The following is an 18,893-nucleotide window of genomic DNA, read 5'->3' on the forward strand; positions in this document are numbered from 1 at the left end:
GAACACCCCCTGGACGGCGAGACCGACGCCATCGAGGTCGACGCGTCGGCCGACGAGGACGCCTCGGCGGACGACGAGGCCCTGGCCGACGACGAGACCCGGGTAGACGCGGCGGAGGAGAAGCCGGCCGCCCCTTCGGACAGCGACCTGTTCCGGCAGAGCGAGATCGCCGCGGACTACGTCGAAGGGCTGCTGGACATCCTCGACTACGACGGCGACATCGACGAGTTGGTCTCGGCTGGCCGTCCCGTCGTCGAGGTCGTGGGCGGCCGACTGCAGGCCCTGGTCGGCCAGCGCGGTGCGACCCTGGAGGCGTTGCAGGAGCTGACCCGGCTGGCGGTGTTCCGGCAGACCGGTACGCCGAGCCGGCTGCTGCTGGACGTCGGCGGTTACCGGGCGAACCGGCGCAAGGAACTCGCCGCGGTCGCCAAGAACGCGGTGGAGAAGGTCAAGGAGCACGGCGAGGCGGTCCGGCTCGAGCCGATGTCGGCCTTCGAGCGCAAGTGCGTGCACGACGTGGTGAACGCGATCAGCGGGGTGGAGAGCGAGTCGGAGGGCGTGGAGCCCAGCCGGCGGATCGTCGTGCGCCCGGCCGACTGAGCGGATCATGAGGGACGACTTCGAGGTCTCCGGCAACTCGGGCCCGGGTGGCGTACGGCCGCCCGGGCCTTCCGCTGTCGACGTACCGGTGCCGGTCGAACTGGCCGACGCGACCCGGGCCCTGTTCGGCGACCGGCAGCCACTGGCCGCGGCCTACGCCGAACTGTTGGCCGGGGACGGTGTGCTGCGGGGCCTGATCGGTCCACGGGAGACACCCCGGCTCTGGGACCGCCACCTGCTCAACTGCGCGGCGGTCGCGGAACTCATCCCGGCCGGCCGCCGCGTGTTGGACGTGGGGTCGGGCGCGGGACTGCCCGGACTGGTGCTCGCGATCGCCCGGCCGGACCTCTCCGTCGTACTGATCGAACCGCTGGCCCGACGGACGGCCTTCCTCACCGAGGCCGTGGAGACGCTCGGGCTGACCAACTCGGTCACGGTGGTCCGGGCCCGCGCGGAGGAGTACGCGGCGGCGAGCTCGTCGCCGGCGGACATCGTGACCGCCCGGGCGGTGGCGCCGTTGGACCGGCTCGCCGGGTGGTGCCTCCCGCTGGCGGCGGTCGGCGGCCGACTGCTGGCGTTGAAGGGTTCCTCCGCCGCGGATGAGGTCGTCGAGCACCGGGACGCGGTGCGGGAACTGGGCGGCGGGTCACCGGTGGTGCACCGGTGCGGCCGTGGCCTGATCGACCCACCGACCATCGTGGTGGAGATCGTCCGGGAGCGTGCTGCCGGCCGGCAGCCGAGCCGCCGACCGCGCACTGGCCGACCACGACGGCGGTGACGATCCGGTACGTGACGGCCCGACGCCGCGTCATCGTGACTCGCGGCACGCATGGCCGTGGTCTGAACCGCCCGGGAGCCGTAGGCTGGCCGCGCGCCGATATTGTGGACCGAGCCGACGCGGACGGCATCAACCCCGCCGCGAGATGTGTTCACACATGGCGTCCGAAAGGCGCGAGCGCGAGTGCCGCCTTTGCCGAACCCCATCCGAAGCGGGCAGGGATGACACGGTGCATGACAACGGTAGGTATGACGAGCCAGAGGTAACCGACCCCGGCGGCCACCGGTCGACCGATCGCACTGTTTCACGTGAAACCGACTCCGGCCGCCCGGCCGTCCGAGGTCGGGTCAGGCTGGCCCGACCGGAGGGAACGGCCACCGGTCAGGCCGTACCGCGACCCAGGAACGGAACGGAGCCGCCGGGCCCGGTCCACGCGGACCTCGACTGGTCCGCCAACCGCCAGGTCGACTCGACCGGGCGCCGCCGAGCCGCCGAGGCGCCGCGTCCGAGCGCCGGACCGGCCTCGGCCGCCGGGGCCGCCGTGTCCCGGCCGACGGGTGGACCGGGTAGCCCCGCTTTCCTTGCTGCCGTCCAGAATCAGCCGACCCCACCGGGACCCACCGGCACGGGTCGGTCGGTGGCCGTACCCGTCCCACCGGTCGACCCGTTCGCCGCGCCGGCCGGGCGGCCCCCGGCCGACGACGTGCTACCCCAGCGGCCCTCGGTCGAGGCTGCGCTGCCCGGGAAGGCGGCGGCGAGCGGGCCGGCCCAGCCCTCGTCGGACCGGCGCGCCGCATCAGCGGTGCCGGCGGCGACCGGCCGGCGGACTGCGGCGACGCCGCACGGGCACCGGCAGGGCGAGGTGCCCGCGCCGAGCCGTCCTGACCGACCGGTGGGACCCGACCCGGCCGTGACTGGACATCGGCCGGCAGCGGCGCAGAATGGCGGAGTGGCGGCTGCCGATTACGCCGCCGGGTCCCGGTCCGCCGCGCCGGGCAGTCAACCACAACCCTCTCCGACGGTCGGGGTGACCATGGACGACCAAGCCAGTTCCGCCGTGTACGTTTCACGTGAAACCGACTCTCGGGTAAGCGACGACCCGCCGTTGGCAATGGAGGCAATGCGCGCCGTGCAAATCCTGAACCCGAGCGGCGAGGTGACGATGCCGCGGCCGGACCATCCACGGGTCATGTGCGTCGCCAACCAGAAGGGCGGGGTGGGCAAGACCACCACGACTGTGAACCTCGCGGTGGCCCTCGCCCTGCACGGCAACCGGGTCCTCGTCGTCGACCTCGATCCTCAGGGCAACGCCTCGACCGGTCTGAACGTGCCGCATCACACCGGCGTTCCGGACGTGTACGACTGCCTCATCGACGGCGCGCCACTGGCGGAGGTGGCTCAGCCGGTCGAGGGCATCCCCAATCTCTGGTGCGTGCCGGCGACGATCGACCTTGCCGGCGCCGAGATCGAGCTGGTTTCGGTGGTGGCTCGCGAGTCGCGGCTGTCCCGGGCGATCACCGGGCATCCCGATCAGTTCGACTACGTGTTCATCGACTGCCCGCCCTCGCTCGGCCTGCTGACGGTCAACGCTCTGGTCGCCGCGCAGGAGGTGCTCATTCCGATCCAGTGCGAGTACTACGCGCTGGAGGGACTGAACCAGCTGATCAACAACATCAACCTGGTGAAGCAGCACCTCAACCCGGCCCTCGACGTCTCGACGATCCTGCTGACGATGTACGACCGGCGTACCCGGCTGGCCGACGCCGTGGAGCAGGATGTCCGGAACCACTTCGGTGACAAGGTGCTGCAGGCGGTCATCCCGCGAAACGTCCGGGTGTCCGAGGCACCCAGCTACGGCCAGTCCGTCATGACCTACGATCCCGGTTCGCGGGGCGCGACGAGCTACTTCGAGGCCGCCCAGGAGATCGCGGAGCGCGGGGTCAAAGAACCGGTCGGCCGGAATGCCTAGGCCGGACTACGTGGTGGGAGGCGTGGCATGAAGAACCGTCCGCGAGGAGGACTGGGGCGGGGTCTCGGGGCGTTGATCCCCACCGCGCCGGTGCCGACGGGCGGTGTCGCGACGGCGACGGCCCCGGACGCGCCGGAGGTTCCGCACGGCGGGCTGACGCCGTCGTCCCCGTCGTCCGTCGAGCCAACGTCCGCTTCGGAGCCGGCGTCGGATCCAGGCCCCCAACTGGCACCGGTACCGGGGGCTCGGTTCGCCGAGATCCCGGTGGGCTCGATCATGCCCAACCCCAGACAGCCGCGTCAGGTCTTCGACGAGGACGCTCTGGAAGAACTCAAGACCTCGATCGAGCAGGTCGGGTTCCTCCAGCCGATCGTGGTACGCCAACTCGACGACAACAGCTACGAGTTGGTCATGGGCGAGCGGCGGTGGCGGGCGGCGCAGGCCGTCGGTCGGGAGGTCATCCCGGCGATCGTTCGCAACACCAAGGACGACGCCATGCTCCGGGACGCCCTGCTGGAGAACATCCACCGGGCCAACCTGAATCCGCTGGAAGAGGCGGCGGCCTATCAGCAGCTGCTGGAGGAGTTCGGGGCCACGCACGAGGAACTGGCCCGCCGGATCGGGCGTAGCCGACCGCAGATCTCCAACACCCTGCGGTTGCTCAACCTGCCGGCCCAGGTGCAGCGCCGGGTCGCCGCCGGCATCCTGTCGGCGGGGCACGCGCGCGCGCTGCTAGGTCTGGATGACGCCGAGGCCCAGGAGAAGCTCGCGCACCGGATCGTGGCGGAGGGCCTCTCGGTCCGGGTGACCGAGGAGCTGGCGAAGCTCGCGGCCGAGGAAGGACCGGCCAAGAGCCAGCCGGCAAAGCGGAGGGCGAAGCCGCAGGCGCCCGGACTGACCGATCTTGCCGACCGACTCTCGGACCGGTTCGACACCCGGGTGAAGGTGGACATCGGGCGGAGCAAGGGAAAGATCACGATCGAGTTCGCCACCGTGGACGACCTGGAGCGGATCGTCGGCCTCATCGGGATGGACGGCGAGGCACCGAACGGCTGACCGCTTGCCTTTGACGGAACCATGACGGCGTCGGCCCGGAAACCCCGGAGCCGGCGCCGTCTCCCGTGGGGCGGGGGTTTCACGTGAAACACGGCCTGCGGTCGGCGCCCGATCACCAAGGACCGGCGGATGCCGGATCGGATGGCCGAGGAGCGAGAGCGATCCCGGCCCGGGTGATCGAGCGCCTCAAGGACGGACGCCGGCCCCGTCGGTAATCCACAGGGTTTGTCCACAGGTCGCGCCGTTTCACGTGAAACAGCGCGTAGAAGCGGGTGTCAGCCTGTGGATAACGACGTGGGACGCAGTCCGATACGGCGTGCCGGACGGCCGGCAGAACCGGCGAAGAAGAGTAGGGACAGGGACGGCAGACTCGATTAGGGTCAGCGTCGTGCCCCACACCCCTCCCTCTGTTCCTGATTTCGTCAAGTGGCCTTCCTTCCCCTTCGAGGGTGAAATCCGCGTCAAGGACCTCGCCGATCCGGTTCCGGTGGAACCGGATCGGAAGGGCGAAGGATCGGCCGACTGCACCGCGTGCCTCGCCTCAGACGAGGCATACATCTGGGTCAGCGATCGCTGGCGGGTACGAGCCATGGACCGGCCGACCGGCCTGCCCATGGTCCTCATCCTCGAATCGAGGTCCCATCTAGATCTTGGTGATCTGCCCAACCTGCTCGCCGCCGAGCTCGGCGTGATGACGGTCCGGCTGGAACGCGCCATCCGCTCGCTCGACGGGGTGGCCCGCGTACACGTGAACCGCTGGGGCGACGGCTCGGCGCACCTGCACATGTGGTTCCTCGCCAGGCCGTACGGACGCCTCCAGTTGCGCGGCACCTTCCTGTCGCTGTGGGACGCCATCCTGCCGCCCATCGCCGAGGCACAGTGGCGGGAAAATCTAGCCCTCGTGGCGGCCTGGCTGGCAGAGTTCGGCGGACGTCCACTCGCCGAGCCGCCTCGGATCCAGTGGCAGGCGCCGGCAAGCTTCACCGAGCAGGTGATTCCGGCCGGTGAGACCGCCGAACCGTTGGCCACCCCGGCCGTGACGGTGGTGGAGGCAATCGACGACGAGATCAACGGCGACTTCGAAGACCCCGACGGGTCACTCGACGACGAGAGGTCGGATACCTCCGACGGCTCGACGACGGACGGGTCTGCGGCTGGCCACTCCGCGCGCCCGGCGGGCTGACGACCTGGCCGGCAGGCAGACAACCTGCCCAGAAGATGCCGGCCGAGCCGACCCGGTAGTCGTGGCGCGCGCTGCGGCTCGACCGGGCACAGCGGTGGGCGGCGTTTCACGTGAAACACCGCCCACCGCTGTGCTTCGGCCGTGGAGCGAGATCGGCGGCGGGGCGGGCCGGGCGATGGCATGGTCGCTCGGCCGGTTCAACCGCTGCGGCACACGGCGCGACCGACAAGAGTTGGGCCCGACCGAAGTCCCAACCGGCCGTCAGTACGGCCAGCGGCGGCAGCGAGATCCGGCGGTGTATCGCGCGGGGGGTCGTACCCGCAGTCTCGGGGACGATCTCGACGGCCGGTAGCGCACGCGTTCCGTGCCGAGTTCGGGGAACCGGTTGTGCGGCGGCGCGACCCAGTCCGGGCCCCAAGAACGGCCTTGGCGGAAGGCTCGCCCCACACCAGCCGGGAGGATCAGGCGTCGCGGCCGCTCATGCCGGGATCATGCCAAGTCGGGACCCGGCGCATCCGCGCCGGGTCGTCCCCGACGGCCGGCGCCCGTTCCACCGACGGCTCCGAAGACCCGACGCATGGCCATCTCCTGTTCCAGCACCGTGGCGAGTCGCCGGACCCCCTCACGGATCCGGTCCGGCGCCGGGAAGGAGTAGTTGAGCCGCATGCTCGCGCGCCCGGAGCCGTCCGCGTAGAAGCCGGTGCCCGGTACGTAGGCGACCCGCGCCGCGATCGCCCTCGGCATCATGGCCTTGGCGTCGAGGCCGTCCGGCAGGGTAGCCCAGACGAACAGCCCGCCCTGCGGCTCGGTCCACGTGGTGCCCTCGGGCATCAGGTCGGCCAGCGCGTCGAGCAGGGCGTCCCGGCGTTCGCGATAGACCTCGCGGTAAATCTTGAGTTGCTCACGCCACGGCATGGTCGCGAGGTAGGTGGAGACCGCGGCCTGGGCGAACGTGCTCGGGCAGAGCACCTGCGCCTCGTTGGCTATGACCAGCTTGTCGCGGACCGCGTGCGGTGCGAGGATCCAGCCCACCCGTAGCCCGGGCGCGAAGGTCTTGGAGAAGGTGCTGAGGTAGAAGACGCCGTGCCGACGCCGGGCCCGCAACGGCGCCGGTGCATCACCGTCGAAGCCCAACTGCCCGTACGGATCGTCCTCCACCACGAGCAGGCCGGCCCGCTCGCAGATGTCGAGCACCCGCTCCCGGCGCTCGTCGGTGAGCGTGACGCCGGCGGGGTTCTGGTAGGTGGGGATCGTGTAGAGGAATTTCGCCCGGCGTCCGGACCGGGCGACGGCGGCGATGGTGGCCTCCAGCGCCTCCGGCACCAGCCCGTCGTCGTCCATCGGAACGTGCACCACCTGGGCCTGCGCGGCCTGGAAGACGCCGAGCGCGCCGACGTAGGTGGGCCCCTCGGCCAACACCACGTCACCCGGGTCGAGGAACAGTCGGGCGACCAGGTCGAGCGCCTGCTGGCCGCCGACGGTGACCACCACGTCCTCCGGCGAGGCGCCGCAGCCGGCGTCGATGCCGGACAGCGCCATCACCTCGCAGATCCGTTCGCGCAGGTCCAGGGTGCCCTGGCCGATCCCGTACTGCAGGGTCGTGGTGCCCTGCTCGGCACCGAGCTTGGCGAGCATCTCACCGACCGCGTCCAGCGGCAGGGCGGCGATGTACGGCGCACCACCGGCCAGGGAGACCACCTCGGGCCGGCTGGCGACGGCGAACAACGCTCGGATCTCCGACGCGGTCATCCCGCGCACCCGACGGGCGTAGCGGTCGGTGTAGTCGTCGAGCGTCGTGCCGGTCATGCCCTCACCTCGATCACGGATCGCTGGCGGGCCACCGCTGGGTGCGGCACGCCGCTAATCGCTCGATCCTAAGCCGTCATCGCCGGTCTTGGCCCGTTCGGAGCGCTCCGGTCCACATCGCGGACCGGATCATGAAGACACCGGTCGAGAGCCACCCGGGCATCGTCCGGCCGATGGCGGCGGTGCCCGGAGGGTCGCCGGTCGGGCGGGTGACGCGCCGCAGGTCCGCCGGCAAAGTCGCCATCCTCTCCCGTACGACGATGTTCGGGCGTACGATCGCACGTCGGGGGCGCGGCGGTCGGGCCGAGAACTTCCGGGCGTTGGTCGGCCTCCCTTCCGAGCTTTTGGGGATGCGCCGATGTCGCGACGTCTGGTCAGCCTGACCCTCGACACGCTTGAGGATCTACCCCGCCCCTGTCGGCGGTGCGTCTACTGGGAGTTGGATCCCGTCGCCGCCGACCGGGCCTGCGCCGCGGGGGACCCGGGCCTGGAGAAGGAAGCCTGGGTTTCCCAGACCCTGCTGGAGTGGGGTTCCTGCGGCAAGCTGGTCTACGTCGACGGGATGCCCGCGGGCTTCGTCATGTACGCGCCACCCGCCTACCTTCCCCGTTCCATGGCCTTTCCCACCTCGCCGGTGTCCGCGGACGCGGCCCTGCTGACGACCGCGCACATCGTCACCGCCTTCGCCGGCGGCGGACTGGGCCGGATGCTGGTGCAGGGCGTTGCCCGCGATCTCACCAAACGGGGGATCAAGGCCATCGAGGCGTTCGGCGACGCGAAGTTCGGCGAGTCGGGTGACGGCGGCGGGGAGTGCCTGGCCCCCGCCGACTTCTTCCTCTCGGTCGGCTTCAAGACCGTCCGGCAGCACCCGCGCTATCCGCGGCTGCGGCTGGAGCTGCGGACCGCCCTGTCCTGGAAGTCGGACGTCGAGTACGCCCTGGAGAAGCTGCTCGGCTCGATGAGTCCCGAGTCGTTGCTCCGTCCGGTACGACCGGCCACCCGCTCGACCGTCGGCTGACCCGGCGACCGGCGAGGAACGGTCCGCCGACGGGACGGGACCGCCGACGGAGCGGAACCGCCGACGGAGCGGAACCGCCGACGGAGCGGAACCGCCGTCAGTCCGGCCGGCCGGCCGGGACCACCGCCGCCCGCAGTTCGCTGACGTCGATCGAGCCGGTCGGCACGTCCCGCTCGACCGGGAAATACATCCGCTGCACGGCGGCCACCACCGCCTCGACGACCCGGTCCCGGAACCGGGGATCGACCAACCGGGCCCGGTCCACCGGCGAGGTGAGGTAACCGACGTCGACGCGTACCGCCGGCATCCGGGTCAACCGCAGCAGCTCCCAGGTCTTGGCGTGGATGTGACAGTCCCGCATCCCGGTACGCACGACGATCTCCCGCTGCACCAGGCCGGCCAGCCGTTCGCCAACGGTCGAGGTCACGCCGTTGCCGGTGCCGTAGTGGTAGGTCGCCACGCCGTCCGCCTCCGGATTGTGGTGCCCGTCCACGTGCAGCGAGATCAACAGGTCGCCGCCGAGCTCGTTGGCGGTCTCGGCCCGGGCCAGGTCGGACACGGCCACCGCGGCGGCCGGTCCACGGGTCAGGTGCACCCGCATCCCGGCGGCGGCGAGCCGGCCCTCCAGCCGGGTGGCCAGGTCGTACGCCAGGTCGGCCTCGGTCCAGCGGAGTGCGCCGTCGGGCACGACGACACCGGGATCGGAACCACCGTGCCCGGGGTCGATGACGATGACCTTGCCGACCAGGTCTGGTCCGGACTGGCCGAAGGCGTCCACCTCGCGCAGCCACTGCGGGCGGCCACCGACCACCTTGCGGCCCAGCCGGCGGAGCGCGTTCATCGTCTGCGGCCCGCAGGAGCCATCCGCCTTCAGGCCCACCTCGCGCTGGAACTGGGCGACGGCGCGGGCGGTACGGGCACCGTAGAGGCTGTCGGCGCGCCCCACGTCGTACCCCATCTCCAGCAGGCGCTCCTGCAGTGCCCGGACGTCCTCGCCGGCCAGCGGGTCGGGGACCGCGTGGTAGAGCGTCCGGGCGCCGAGCCGCCAGCGGGCGGCGTCCAGGGCCCGCCAGGTCTCCGCGCCGACCCGCCCGTCCACGCTCAGGCCCCGGCTCTGTTGGAAGGCGCGGACCGCGTGCTCGGTCTCCCACTCGAACTCGTCGTCCTGCCGCCCACCGTCGACGAGCAGGTCCAGGGCCGCCAGGATGTCCCGGATCTCCCGGACCGCGGCACCACGGTCACCACGTCGGATCGGACGCACGGACGACCTCCCTGTGCGTGTCTGCGGCTGGTCGGCCGGTCTCATGTCGTACCCGGGTGCCGACCGCCCCGGCGGGCGGGAACCGGCAGGTGGTAGCCGGTGCGGAGGAACGATCCGGAGCCTACCGTGACGACCGGGCCGGCGCCCCGGGTTGCCGGTACGCCCGCCCGGCCGACGGCCCGTCCCGATGCTCGGGCCGGTCGTTCCGGTCGACCGCCGCCACGACCACGCCAAAGGACCACGCCGGAGGACCATGGAAAGACCGGTGCCCGCGTCCGGAAAGCGGACGCGGGCACCGAGGGCTGGTACGTCGGGAGTTACAGGGCGGACTCGATCATCCGCACCAGGTCCCCCTTGGGCTTGGCGCCGGCGACCGACTGGACCGGCTGGCCACCCTTGAAGACCGTGAGCGTCGGGACCGACATCACCCGGTAGGCCATGGCGGTCTCGGGGTTCTCATCGATGTTGAGCTTGACGATGGTGACCTTGTCACCCATCTCGTCGGCGATCTCCTCGAGCAGCGGAGCCACCTTACGGCACGGTCCGCACCATTCCGCCCAGAAATCCACCAGCACCGGCTTGTCGGACTGCAGTACGTCGTTGACGAAGTTGGCGTCGGTGACAGCCTTTGTTGCTCCCACGGAAAGCCCCTCCTTGCGGGTCTTGTCTTGAGTTGTTCAGTCTTCTTCCAACGTCGCGAGGAACCGCTCGGCGTCCAGGGCGGCGGAACAGCCGGTCCCGGCCGCGGTGATCGCCTGGCGGTAGGTGTGGTCGACCAGGTCACCGGCGGCGAACACGCCGGGCACGCTGGTCCGGGTGCTCGGCGCCTGGACCCGTACGTAGCCGCTGTCGTCCAGCTCGACCTGACCGCGGAACAGCTCGCTGCGCGGGTCGTGGCCGATGGCCACGAACACGCCGGTGACGTCCATGACCTTGGACTCGCCGGTGTGTGCGTTACGGATCCGGACCCCGGAGACCTTACCGTCCGCGCCGAGAACCTCCTCGACCACGCTGTTCCACTCGACCCGGATCTTCTCGTTGGCGAGCGCCCGCTCGGCCATGATCTTGCTGGCCCGGAACTCGTCACGCCGGTGGATGATCGTGACGGTTTCGGCGAACTTGGTGAGGAAGGTCGCTTCCTCCATGGCGGAGTCGCCGCCGCCGACCACCACGATGTGCTGGTTGCGGAAGAAGAAGCCGTCACAGGTGGCGCAGGACGACACGCCGTGGCCGAGGTACTCCTGCTCGCCCGGGACGCCCAGCGGCCGCCAGGCCGACCCGGTGGTCAGGATGACCGCCTTGGCCCGGTACGCGGTCTCGCCGACGTACACGGTGTGCAGCGCGTCGGAGCCGACCACGCCGGTGTCGACCAGTTCGACCCGGGTGACGTCGTCGGTGAGGAACTCGGCGCCGAACCGCTCGGCCTGCTTGCGCATCGAGTCCATCAGTTCCGGACCCATGACGCCGTCCGGGAAGCCGGGGAAGTTCTCCACCTCGGTGGTGGTCATCAGGGCGCCGCCGGACTGCACACCTTCGACGATGAGCGGTTTGAGGTTGGCGCGCGCCGCGTAGACCGCGGCCGTGTATCCGGCCGGCCCAGAGCCGATGATGATCAGGTTGCGGACCTCGTCCACTGCCGTCTCCCGATGTGTGTGTTCGCCACCGGTGCGGCGCACCGACGGCGGTCCGAGCGACCGACCGGTTCAGACACTCGGCAACTGATGAGCAGAACGCCATCGTACGAACCGGGAATTCCCGAGTCGGGCATCCGGTGGGTCACGTCACGTGGCCGGTCAAACGACTGTCAAGGGGTCGGCTCAGCCTACCCGGGTCTGATAGCGGGTGTCCGCACCGGAGCCCGGCACGCCGCACTCGGGCCCGGACACCCAGGCCCAACGGTCCGGTCCCTGGTCGGTGAAGAGCACCACCAGGGCGGGTGTGCCGTTGAACGTGGCGTAGTCGACGAGCTGGACCGTCACGGTGCCGGCGCCGTGCTCGGCGGCCACGGCGTCCAGGCAGGCGGTGAGCGCGGCGCGGTCGGCGAGCCGCTGGAGGTTCCCCGGGGTGGCCAGCCGGCCGCCCTCCTCCGCGGCGACGCCCGGTCCGTCCCGGGTGCTCTTGGGCGCGGCGGCGACGCCGTCGACCTGGGCAGCCAGGCGGTCGGCCGTGTAGTCGGTGCCGGTGGCGAGCGGTCGGTCGGTGGCGGGGCCGAGCAACGCCCGGGGCCGTTCACCGGCGGCCGGTCCGGCCTGCGCGGTGGCCTTCGTGTCGGCCGCCGAACCGGCGTCCGGGGCACTGGTCGTGGCCCGGTCGGCGCCGCCGCGGTCGATCAGCTGGCTCACGCCGACCCCGCCGAGGGCCACCACCGCCGCGGCGGCGGCGGCCGGACCGGCGAACCGGGACCAGCGCCGCCGTCCCGACCGCCGGGTCGGTCCGCCGGTGTCCGGCTTCCCACCGGGTACGACGACCAGCCCGCGACCGCCCGGTTGGCTCGGCACCCGACGCGGCGCGCCGACCGGCTGGACGGGCGCGGCCTGCTCGCCGGGCGTGACCTGCCTCCCGGGCGGCGCAGGTGCGGCGGGCGCGGCCTGATCGAGGGGCGACGTCAGTTCGGCGGGGGCGGCCTGATCGACCGGAGCGACGGGCGCCACGGGCGGGGCCGTCGCGAGCGCGGCGGAGATCCGGTCGGCGATCTCGGTCGGCAGCACGGCATCGGTGGCGCCCCAGGCGGCCAGGCCGTCCCGGACCGCTCCGACGGCCGGAACCAACCGCGCGTACGCCTCGGACCAGGCCGGGTCCTCGGCGACGAGCCGGTCCACCACGGTCTCCTCTGGCGTGCCGTCGAGCACGCCGCCGACGTAGTCCGCCAGCAGGTCGAGGTCGACCGCGCCGAATCGGCCCGTCGTCACTGGTCCTCCAGGTTGCTGTCCGGCCCGCCAGGGGCTGACCCCGATCGGACGTCGCCGTCGGAGACACGGTTCCCGGGAGTGACCGGACGCACGTCGGCGGGCCCGCCCGCACCGGGCCGGGCGGGCGTCGCCGCCGTGGCGGAGTCCATCCGCCGGCCGGGCCTCGCTGCGGGGGCGGAGTTCGTCCGCCGGTCGGACGTCGTGGCGGTGGCGGCGGAACCGGTCTGCCGCCCGGGCCGCAGGTCACCGAGCTGCATCGCGAGCCTGGCCCGTCCCCGGGCGCACCGGCTCTTGACGGTTCCCTCGGCGACGCCGAGCATCTCGGCCACCTCGGCGACCGGGTAGCCCTGAACGTCCACCAGGATCAACGCGGCCCGCTGTTCTACCGGCAGGCCGGCCAGGGCCTCCCGGACCACCAGGGCGGTGTCGTGATCGGGGGCGGGAGCGGCCGGCTCGGTGCCGCCCCAGCCCGTACCGGCACCGTGGTCGGTGGCCCGGGCTCCGTCCGGCAGGGGCACGGTGGGGCGCGCCTGGCGGCGCCGGATCCGGTCCAGGCACGCGTTCACCACGATGCGGTGCAGCCAGGTGGTCACCGCCGAGTCGCCGCGGAACCGGGGCGCGGCGCGGTGCGCCGACAGCAGGGCGTCCTGCAGGGCGTCGGCCGCCTCCTCCCGGTCGGCCAGGGTGCGCAGCGCCACCGCCCAGAGTCGGTCCCGGTGCCGGTGGAACAGCTCGGCGAACGCATCCCGGTCGCCGGTTACGTGGGCCCGCAGCAGGTCGGCGTCACTGCGCCCGGTCGGCCGTCCCGCCCCGGGCGGTGACATGCCCGGGGTGGTGTCCGTACCGGTGGTGCCGGGTGCGGTCCCGGGTGCCGGCGACGCGGAACCGGTCACCGGGTCACGTCCCGGCGACCGTGATCTCCTGGACCCCGACCTGGTAGCCGCCGCTGCCGTCGCTGGGCAGGCTGGAGATCCAGAACAGCAGGTACTGGTACTTCGTGCCCGGCTGGAAGCCGGTGAAGGTCATCGTCGAGCCGCTGTAGTTCTCGAAGGGCTCGCCGATCCGGGTGGTGAAGGCGTTCTTCACCTGCAGGTCGGCGGCCTTGCTGCTCTGCGTCGGAGCGCTGGTGCCGGAGAACAACTCGGCGGTGGCACCGGGGCTGGACAGTTCGACCTGTACGGAGCTGAGCGCCCGCGGTTGCTTGAGGTCGATCAGGATGCCCATGCCCGGTTTCCACTCACCGAAGTTGCTCCGGTAGTTCTGGGTCTCCCACCCCTGGTTGCGGTTGTTGTCCACCGTCTTCTCGACGTTCCGCAGCTCGGTGCGGTCGCCGAACGGGTCGATCACCCGTACCTGGTCCGCCGAGATGGCGATCTTCTGCGGCTTCTGCGACTGGGCCCCGCCGTCACCGGCCGGACCGGTCGTGCCCGGGGCCGGGGTCGGGCCACCCGCCTCGCCGGCCGTCCCACCGCTCTTGTCGCTCAGCGCGTTGATCCCGATCAGCAGACCGACCAGGGCGACGACCAGGAGGCCGGCCACCCCCAGGAGCATCTTCCGGCGACCGGTGGGCACCAGACCGGGCGGGTCCTCGTCGCCGGAGGTGAACCGCAGGGTGCCCGCGCTCTCCAGGTAGTGCTCCTCCTGCGGTACGTCCAGCCGGCCCAACTCGGCGGCCAACACGTCGGAGGAGGGCGGCTCGATCGTGCTGTCGAGCAGGTCCATGGTCAGGTCGTCAAGATAGGCCGGTACGCCCGCGCGGACCTGCCGGGGCGCGACCAGGTTGCCGCCGTCCCGGAGGGCGTCGGGCAGGGCCAGTCGACCGCGGCCCTCGGTGCCGCCGGTCAGCCGGGCCTCGCTGTGCGGCCAGTGGCCGGTCAGGGCGAAGTAGAGGACGCCGCCGATCGCGCGGACGTCGGTCTCCGTGGTGTCCGCCATGTCGGCGCGGGCGTCGGCCAGGACGACCCGCCCGTCGTCGCCGACCATCACGGTCCCCGGGTGGACGTTGCCGTGCACCATGCCGGTGGCGTGTACGGCGGCGACCGCGCCGGAGACGGCGTGCGCCACGCTGGTGGCCCGGGCCGGGTCGAGTACGCCGTCCTCGGCGACCAGTTCCCGCAGCGACCGTCCGTCGACCCACTCCCGGACCACGTAGGCACGGTCGTCCTCGTCGATCGCGTCGTAGACACCGACCAGGTTGGGGTGGATCACCCGGCTGGCGGTGACGGCCGCCTGGAGCATCTCCATCGCGGAGTCGCCACCGGGGTGGCGCAGCACGACGGCGACCGGACGGCGGAGCACCACGTCGATCCCGCGCCAGACCTGCCGGCCGGCGCTGTCGTTGTTGATGTGCTCGGCAAGCTCGTACCGATCGGCGAGCACCTCACCGACGGCGGGTGCACCGAAGGTCGTCGCCGGCGGGGTGATCTCGTCCGCCTCCTGACCCTCGCCGACCTGCGTCACCCGTCCTCCCTCGGTGATTGTGTCGATCGATGGACCCGTACTGCTGGGCATGTGCGTTCCGCTCTGCCGTCGAAGGAGCCGGCCGGCGAGCGCACCCTCATAGCCTAGGCGCTCCCGGCACCCGCCGAGAGCGACCTTACCCGGGTTCAGCTCCTCGCCGACATGTCATCTTCCGGTCGTAACCGCCGGTAAGCCACGGGTTGGGGCGGCTCAGGCGGCCCACGACCTGGTAATCCGTGTTGCTCGCAGGTGTGATTGACAATCTATCGGGCGGTTTCCACCGGTTGCCCGGCGGGGGCGTGGCTCTTCGTCACACCGCCGCTACCAGTGGTCAGAGTCGCTCGGGCGGGCGACACCGGCGAATCAGCGTCCGAGCTTGCGGCGCACCATGCCCACCACCTCGGTGATCTCGGTGATCCGCAGCACGGCGGCGAGACCGAGGTAGCTCAGCCCGATCGCCCCGCCGGCGACGACCAGCCGGACGAACGCGCTGGCCCAGCTCAGCCGCGCCGGATCACCCGGCAGCACCTTCAGCACCAGCCACCCGACCAGCGCGGCGCCGAGGGAGGCGACCAGCACTTTGCCCATCGTCCGGCCGATCCGGCCCAGTCCGATCGGGCCGACCCGGGGGCGCAGCAGGATAGCCGAGATGACCGCCGCAGCCACGAAGGAGATCGCGTTGCCGAGCATCATCCCGGCCGCGGCGAACGAGGCCGAGAACGCGGCGAAGAGCCCGACCTGGACCAGCACCCGCAGCAGCACCACCGGAATGTTGATCAGCGCCGGCATCCGGGTGTCCGGCAGCGCGTAGAAGGCGAAGGTGAAGAGCTGGCTCACCGCGAACGGGATCAGGCCGACCGCGGCGACCAGCAGCACGGTCGAGGTGAGCGTGGCGCTTTCGCCGGTGAAAGCGCCGTACCGGAACACCACCACCGAGATCGGGCCGGCGAGCACGGCGTAGCAGACCGCGATCGGGGCGAGCACGGCCGTCACCATCCGGGTGCCCCGGGACAGGTCGGCGGTCATGTCGGCGTATCGGCCGTCGGCGATCGCGGCGCTCATCCGCGGCATCAGGGCGGTGATGATCGAGACCGCGATGATGCCGTGCGCCATCATCAGCAGCAGGAACACGTTGTTGTAGATGAGCAGACCGGCGTTCTTCTGGCCGCCGGTGGTCTCGCCGGCGGCCCGGGTGAGCAGGTTGACCACCACGAACAGGCCCACCTGGTTGACCCCGACGTAGCAGATCATCCAGGCGCCGAGCCGACCCAGTTCGCGCAGGCCGAGCGCCCGGAAGTCCAGCCGCCACTTCCACCGGAAGCCCACCTTGCGCAGCGCCGGCAGCAGGCCGGCGGCCTGCACGGCCACGCCGAGCAGGGTGCCGCCACCGATCAGCAGGATCCGGTCGACGGACATCTGGTCGGGTTGGATCTCGGTGGCGCCGTAGACCGCGATGTAGAGCGCGCAGACGCCGATGACGACGAGGTTGTTCAGGATCGGCGCCCACATCGGCGCGGCGAAGTGCCCCCGGGTGTTCAGCACCGCGGTGACCAGCGCGCTGAGGCCGGTGAAGAACAACATCGGCAGCATCAGGTAGGACAGGTTCGTGACCAGGCCCTGGTAGTCGCCCGACTTGCCACCGGCGTAGATCGCGGTGAACCAGGAGGCTCCGGCCGCGACGATCAGCGCGGCGACGCCGAGCGTGATCACCGCGAAGGAGAGCAGCCGCTGGGTGTACGCCTCGCCCCGGTCGGCGTCGACCTTGCGCCGACGGACCAGCACCGGGATGAGTACGCTGCTCAGCACCCCGCCGAGCAGGAACTCGTAGATCTGGTTTGGCAGGAACTGGGCCGTGGTGTACGCGTTGCCGACCGCGTACGCGCCGAGGGCGGCACCGATCATCAGGTTCCGGATGAAGCCCGTGCCCCGGCTGACCAGGCTGCCGATCGCCATCACCGTGCTGTTCGCCGCGGCGCTGCCCTCGGACACCTGCTCCGGCGGCGGGGTGGTCGCCTCGACCGCGGGCTGGTTGAGCGGCTCGGCGGCGATGAAGCTGGCGTCGCCGGACAGGCCGGGAGTGCCGTCCTGCGCGTTCCCGCTCCGGTAGATCCGGCCGCTCATCTTCAGCCTCCAAAGGGGTACGGCGGATCGAACACCCGCCGGCACTGGTGCAGACCTTAGTCAATTCCGGCACGGCCGACCTGGGCGCCCGAGCGGGAGGTCGGACCGATAAGCTGGCGGTCCCATGTCCGAAACATCCGTACCTCCGGTTGCCCGTCGATCCACGCCGGTTCCGAGCGGCTCCGACGGCACCGTCCCGTCGGCGGCCGGCTCCGACACCGACGCTCCGAGCGCAGCCGACGCCGGTGTCCCGAACGCGGCCCGGCTGACCGCGGCGCAGCGCAACGCCGTGGCCGAGTTGCTGCGCGTCTCGCCGATCGCCGACGAGCTGGGCCGCCGGTTCGCCCGGGCCGGCCACGAACTGCACCTGGTCGGGGGCTCGGTCCGGGACGCGCTGCTCGGTCGGCTCGGCAACGACCTGGACTTCTGCACCGACGCCCACCCGGACCAGACGATCAAGATCGTCAAAGGCTGGGCCGAGTCGATCTGGGAGACCGGCCGGGAGTTCGGCACCATCGGCGCGCAGCGCGACGGCCTGCGCCTGGAGATCACCACGTTCCGGGCCGAGGCGTACGACCGGGTCACCCGCAACCCGGTGGTCCAGTACGGCACCGACCTGGCCGACGATCTGAAGCGCCGCGACTTCACCATCAACGCGATGGCGGTCAGTCTGCCCGACCATCGGTTCACCGACCCGTACGGCGGGCTGGCCGACCTGGCCGCCCGGCTGATCCGTACCCCCGGAACGCCGCAGGAGTCGTTCGGCGACGACCCGCTGCGGATGCTGCGGGCGGCCCGGTTCGCCGCGCAGCTGGGCTTCACCGTCGAGCCGGCGGCCCGGGCCGCGATGGCGGCCATGGCCGGCGATTTGGACCGGATCACCGCGGAGCGGATCCGGGACGAGTTCAGCAAGCTGCTCTGCGGCGCGGAGCCGGTCACGGGACTGCGGCTGCTGGTGGACAGCGGGCTGGCCGACCGGTTTCTGCCGGAGCTGTCCGGGCTGAAGCTGGAGATCGACGAGCACGCCCAGCACAAGGACGTCTACGAGCACACGCTGACCGTGGTGAACAACGCCGTGGCGCTGGAGCGGGCCGACCCGGAAACCACCGGGCCGGACCTGGTCCTGCGGCTGGCCGCACTGATGCACGACGTGGGCAAGCCGGCCACCAAGGCGGTCGGGCCGGACGGCCGGGTCAGCTTCCACCACCACGAGATGGTCGGCGCCCGGCTGACCAAGCAACGGATGAAAGCGCTGCGCTACCCCAAGGACGTGACCGCGCAGGTGGTCGACCTGGTGGCGCTGCACCTGCGGTTCTACGGCTACGGTCGGGGCGAGTGGACCGACTCGGCGGTGCGCCGGTACGTCACCGACGCGGGTGACCTGCTGTCCCGGCTGCACAAGCTGACCCGTTCCGACTGCACCACGCGCAACCGGCGCAAGGCCCGGCAACTGTCCGAGGACTACGACGCGTTGGAGGAGCGGATCGCCCGGATCCAGGCCGACGAGGACCTGGCCCGGGTCCGCCCCGACCTGGACGGCAACGCGATCATGGAGTTGCTCGGCGTACCACCGGGGCCGGTCGTCGGGCGGGCCTGGCGGCATCTCAAGGAGCTGCGCCTGGAGCGCGGCCCGTTGGACCGCGACGAGGCCGAGGCCGAGCTGCGGCGCTGGGCCCGCGAACAGGGAATCACCGACTGACCTGACCCCGCTGGGTCGGTCCGTACCGAAAAA

The 18,893-nt window shown here is 71.6% G+C and carries 14 protein-coding genes and 1 pseudogene; 7 read left to right on the plus strand and 8 right to left on the minus strand.

What is annotated here, in order from left to right; genetic code table 11:
• The first annotated feature begins 81 nt into the window (after positions 1–81).
• The 5 genes and pseudogenes from ACFOX0_RS11265 to ACFOX0_RS11285 form a co-directional block, all read left to right on the plus strand.
• Positions 82–600, plus strand: a complete 519-nt coding sequence (locus ACFOX0_RS11265; RefSeq protein ID WP_377544880.1) for a Jag family protein — start codon at positions 82–84, stop codon at positions 598–600.
• 7 nt (positions 601–607) lie between these two features.
• Positions 608–1,378, plus strand: coding sequence for a 16S rRNA (guanine(527)-N(7))-methyltransferase RsmG (rsmG, locus tag ACFOX0_RS11270; protein WP_377544501.1), 771 nt, complete (start codon positions 608–610; stop codon positions 1,376–1,378).
• An 862-nt stretch (positions 1,379–2,240) separates the two neighbouring features.
• Entirely contained in the window at positions 2,241–3,347 is a 1,107-nt protein-coding gene (locus ACFOX0_RS11275) for a ParA family protein (RefSeq protein WP_377544882.1), read from the plus strand.
• A gap of 27 nt (positions 3,348–3,374) precedes the next feature.
• A complete protein-coding gene (locus ACFOX0_RS11280) occupies positions 3,375–4,403 on the plus strand; it encodes a ParB/RepB/Spo0J family partition protein (RefSeq protein ID WP_377544503.1) in 1,029 nt (342 codons plus the stop codon).
• A 388-nt stretch (positions 4,404–4,791) separates the two neighbouring features.
• Positions 4,792–5,389 (plus strand): annotated as a pseudogene (locus ACFOX0_RS11285) (hypothetical protein); the annotation flags it as partial.
• 686 nt (positions 5,390–6,075) lie between these two features.
• On the opposite strand, the gene ACFOX0_RS11290 reads toward ACFOX0_RS11285, so the two are convergent.
• On the minus strand, positions 6,076–7,392 hold the full coding sequence (locus tag ACFOX0_RS11290) for an aminotransferase-like domain-containing protein (RefSeq protein ID WP_377544505.1): 1,317 nt from the start codon (positions 7,390–7,392) through the stop codon (positions 6,076–6,078).
• A 358-nt stretch (positions 7,393–7,750) separates the two neighbouring features.
• On the opposite strand from ACFOX0_RS11290, the gene ACFOX0_RS11295 reads away from it, so the two are divergent.
• Positions 7,751–8,410, plus strand: coding sequence for a GNAT family N-acetyltransferase (locus ACFOX0_RS11295; protein WP_377544507.1), 660 nt, complete (start codon positions 7,751–7,753; stop codon positions 8,408–8,410).
• 97 nt (positions 8,411–8,507) lie between these two features.
• Here ACFOX0_RS11295 and ACFOX0_RS11300 read toward each other — a convergent pair whose 3' ends face one another.
• From ACFOX0_RS11300 to murJ, 7 genes are all read right to left on the minus strand, one after another.
• Positions 8,508–9,671, minus strand: a complete 1,164-nt coding sequence (locus tag ACFOX0_RS11300) for an N-acetylmuramoyl-L-alanine amidase (RefSeq protein ID WP_377544509.1) — start codon at positions 9,669–9,671, stop codon at positions 8,508–8,510.
• Between the two features lie 317 nt (positions 9,672–9,988).
• The gene (gene trxA, locus ACFOX0_RS11305) at positions 9,989–10,312 is read right to left on the minus strand and encodes a thioredoxin (protein WP_377544511.1); all 324 of its coding nucleotides are present in this window, start codon (positions 10,310–10,312) and stop codon (positions 9,989–9,991) included.
• 36 nt (positions 10,313–10,348) lie between these two features.
• On the minus strand, positions 10,349–11,305 hold the full coding sequence (gene trxB / locus ACFOX0_RS11310) for a thioredoxin-disulfide reductase (RefSeq protein ID WP_377544512.1): 957 nt from the start codon (positions 11,303–11,305) through the stop codon (positions 10,349–10,351).
• A 183-nt stretch (positions 11,306–11,488) separates the two neighbouring features.
• Positions 11,489–12,580 (minus strand): hypothetical protein, encoded by a 1,092-nt coding sequence (locus tag ACFOX0_RS11315; RefSeq protein WP_377544514.1) that lies wholly within the window; start codon positions 12,578–12,580, stop codon positions 11,489–11,491.
• On the minus strand, positions 12,577–13,404 hold the full coding sequence (gene sigM / locus ACFOX0_RS11320; protein ID WP_377544884.1) for an RNA polymerase sigma factor SigM: 828 nt from the start codon (positions 13,402–13,404) through the stop codon (positions 12,577–12,579). Before sigM ends, ACFOX0_RS11315 begins: the two co-directional genes overlap by 4 nt.
• Before the next feature lie 73 nt (positions 13,405–13,477).
• A complete protein-coding gene (locus ACFOX0_RS11325) occupies positions 13,478–15,091 on the minus strand; it encodes a protein kinase family protein (RefSeq protein WP_377544516.1) in 1,614 nt (537 codons plus the stop codon).
• 312 nt (positions 15,092–15,403) lie between these two features.
• Positions 15,404–17,161 carry a murein biosynthesis integral membrane protein MurJ gene (murJ, locus tag ACFOX0_RS11330; RefSeq protein ID WP_377544518.1) on the minus strand — a complete coding sequence of 586 codons (1,758 nt, stop codon included), beginning with the start codon at positions 17,159–17,161 and terminating at the stop codon, positions 15,404–15,406.
• A gap of 124 nt (positions 17,162–17,285) precedes the next feature.
• Here murJ and ACFOX0_RS11335 point away from each other — a divergent pair, with 124 nt between their 5' ends.
• Positions 17,286–18,860 carry a CCA tRNA nucleotidyltransferase gene (locus tag ACFOX0_RS11335; protein ID WP_377544520.1) on the plus strand — a complete coding sequence of 525 codons (1,575 nt, stop codon included), beginning with the start codon at positions 17,286–17,288 and terminating at the stop codon, positions 18,858–18,860.
• Positions 18,861–18,893: the final 33 nt, after the last annotated feature.

The organism is Micromonospora zhanjiangensis (assembly GCF_042650605.1).
GTDB lineage: Bacteria > Actinomycetota > Actinomycetes > Mycobacteriales > Micromonosporaceae > Micromonospora_J > Micromonospora_J zhanjiangensis.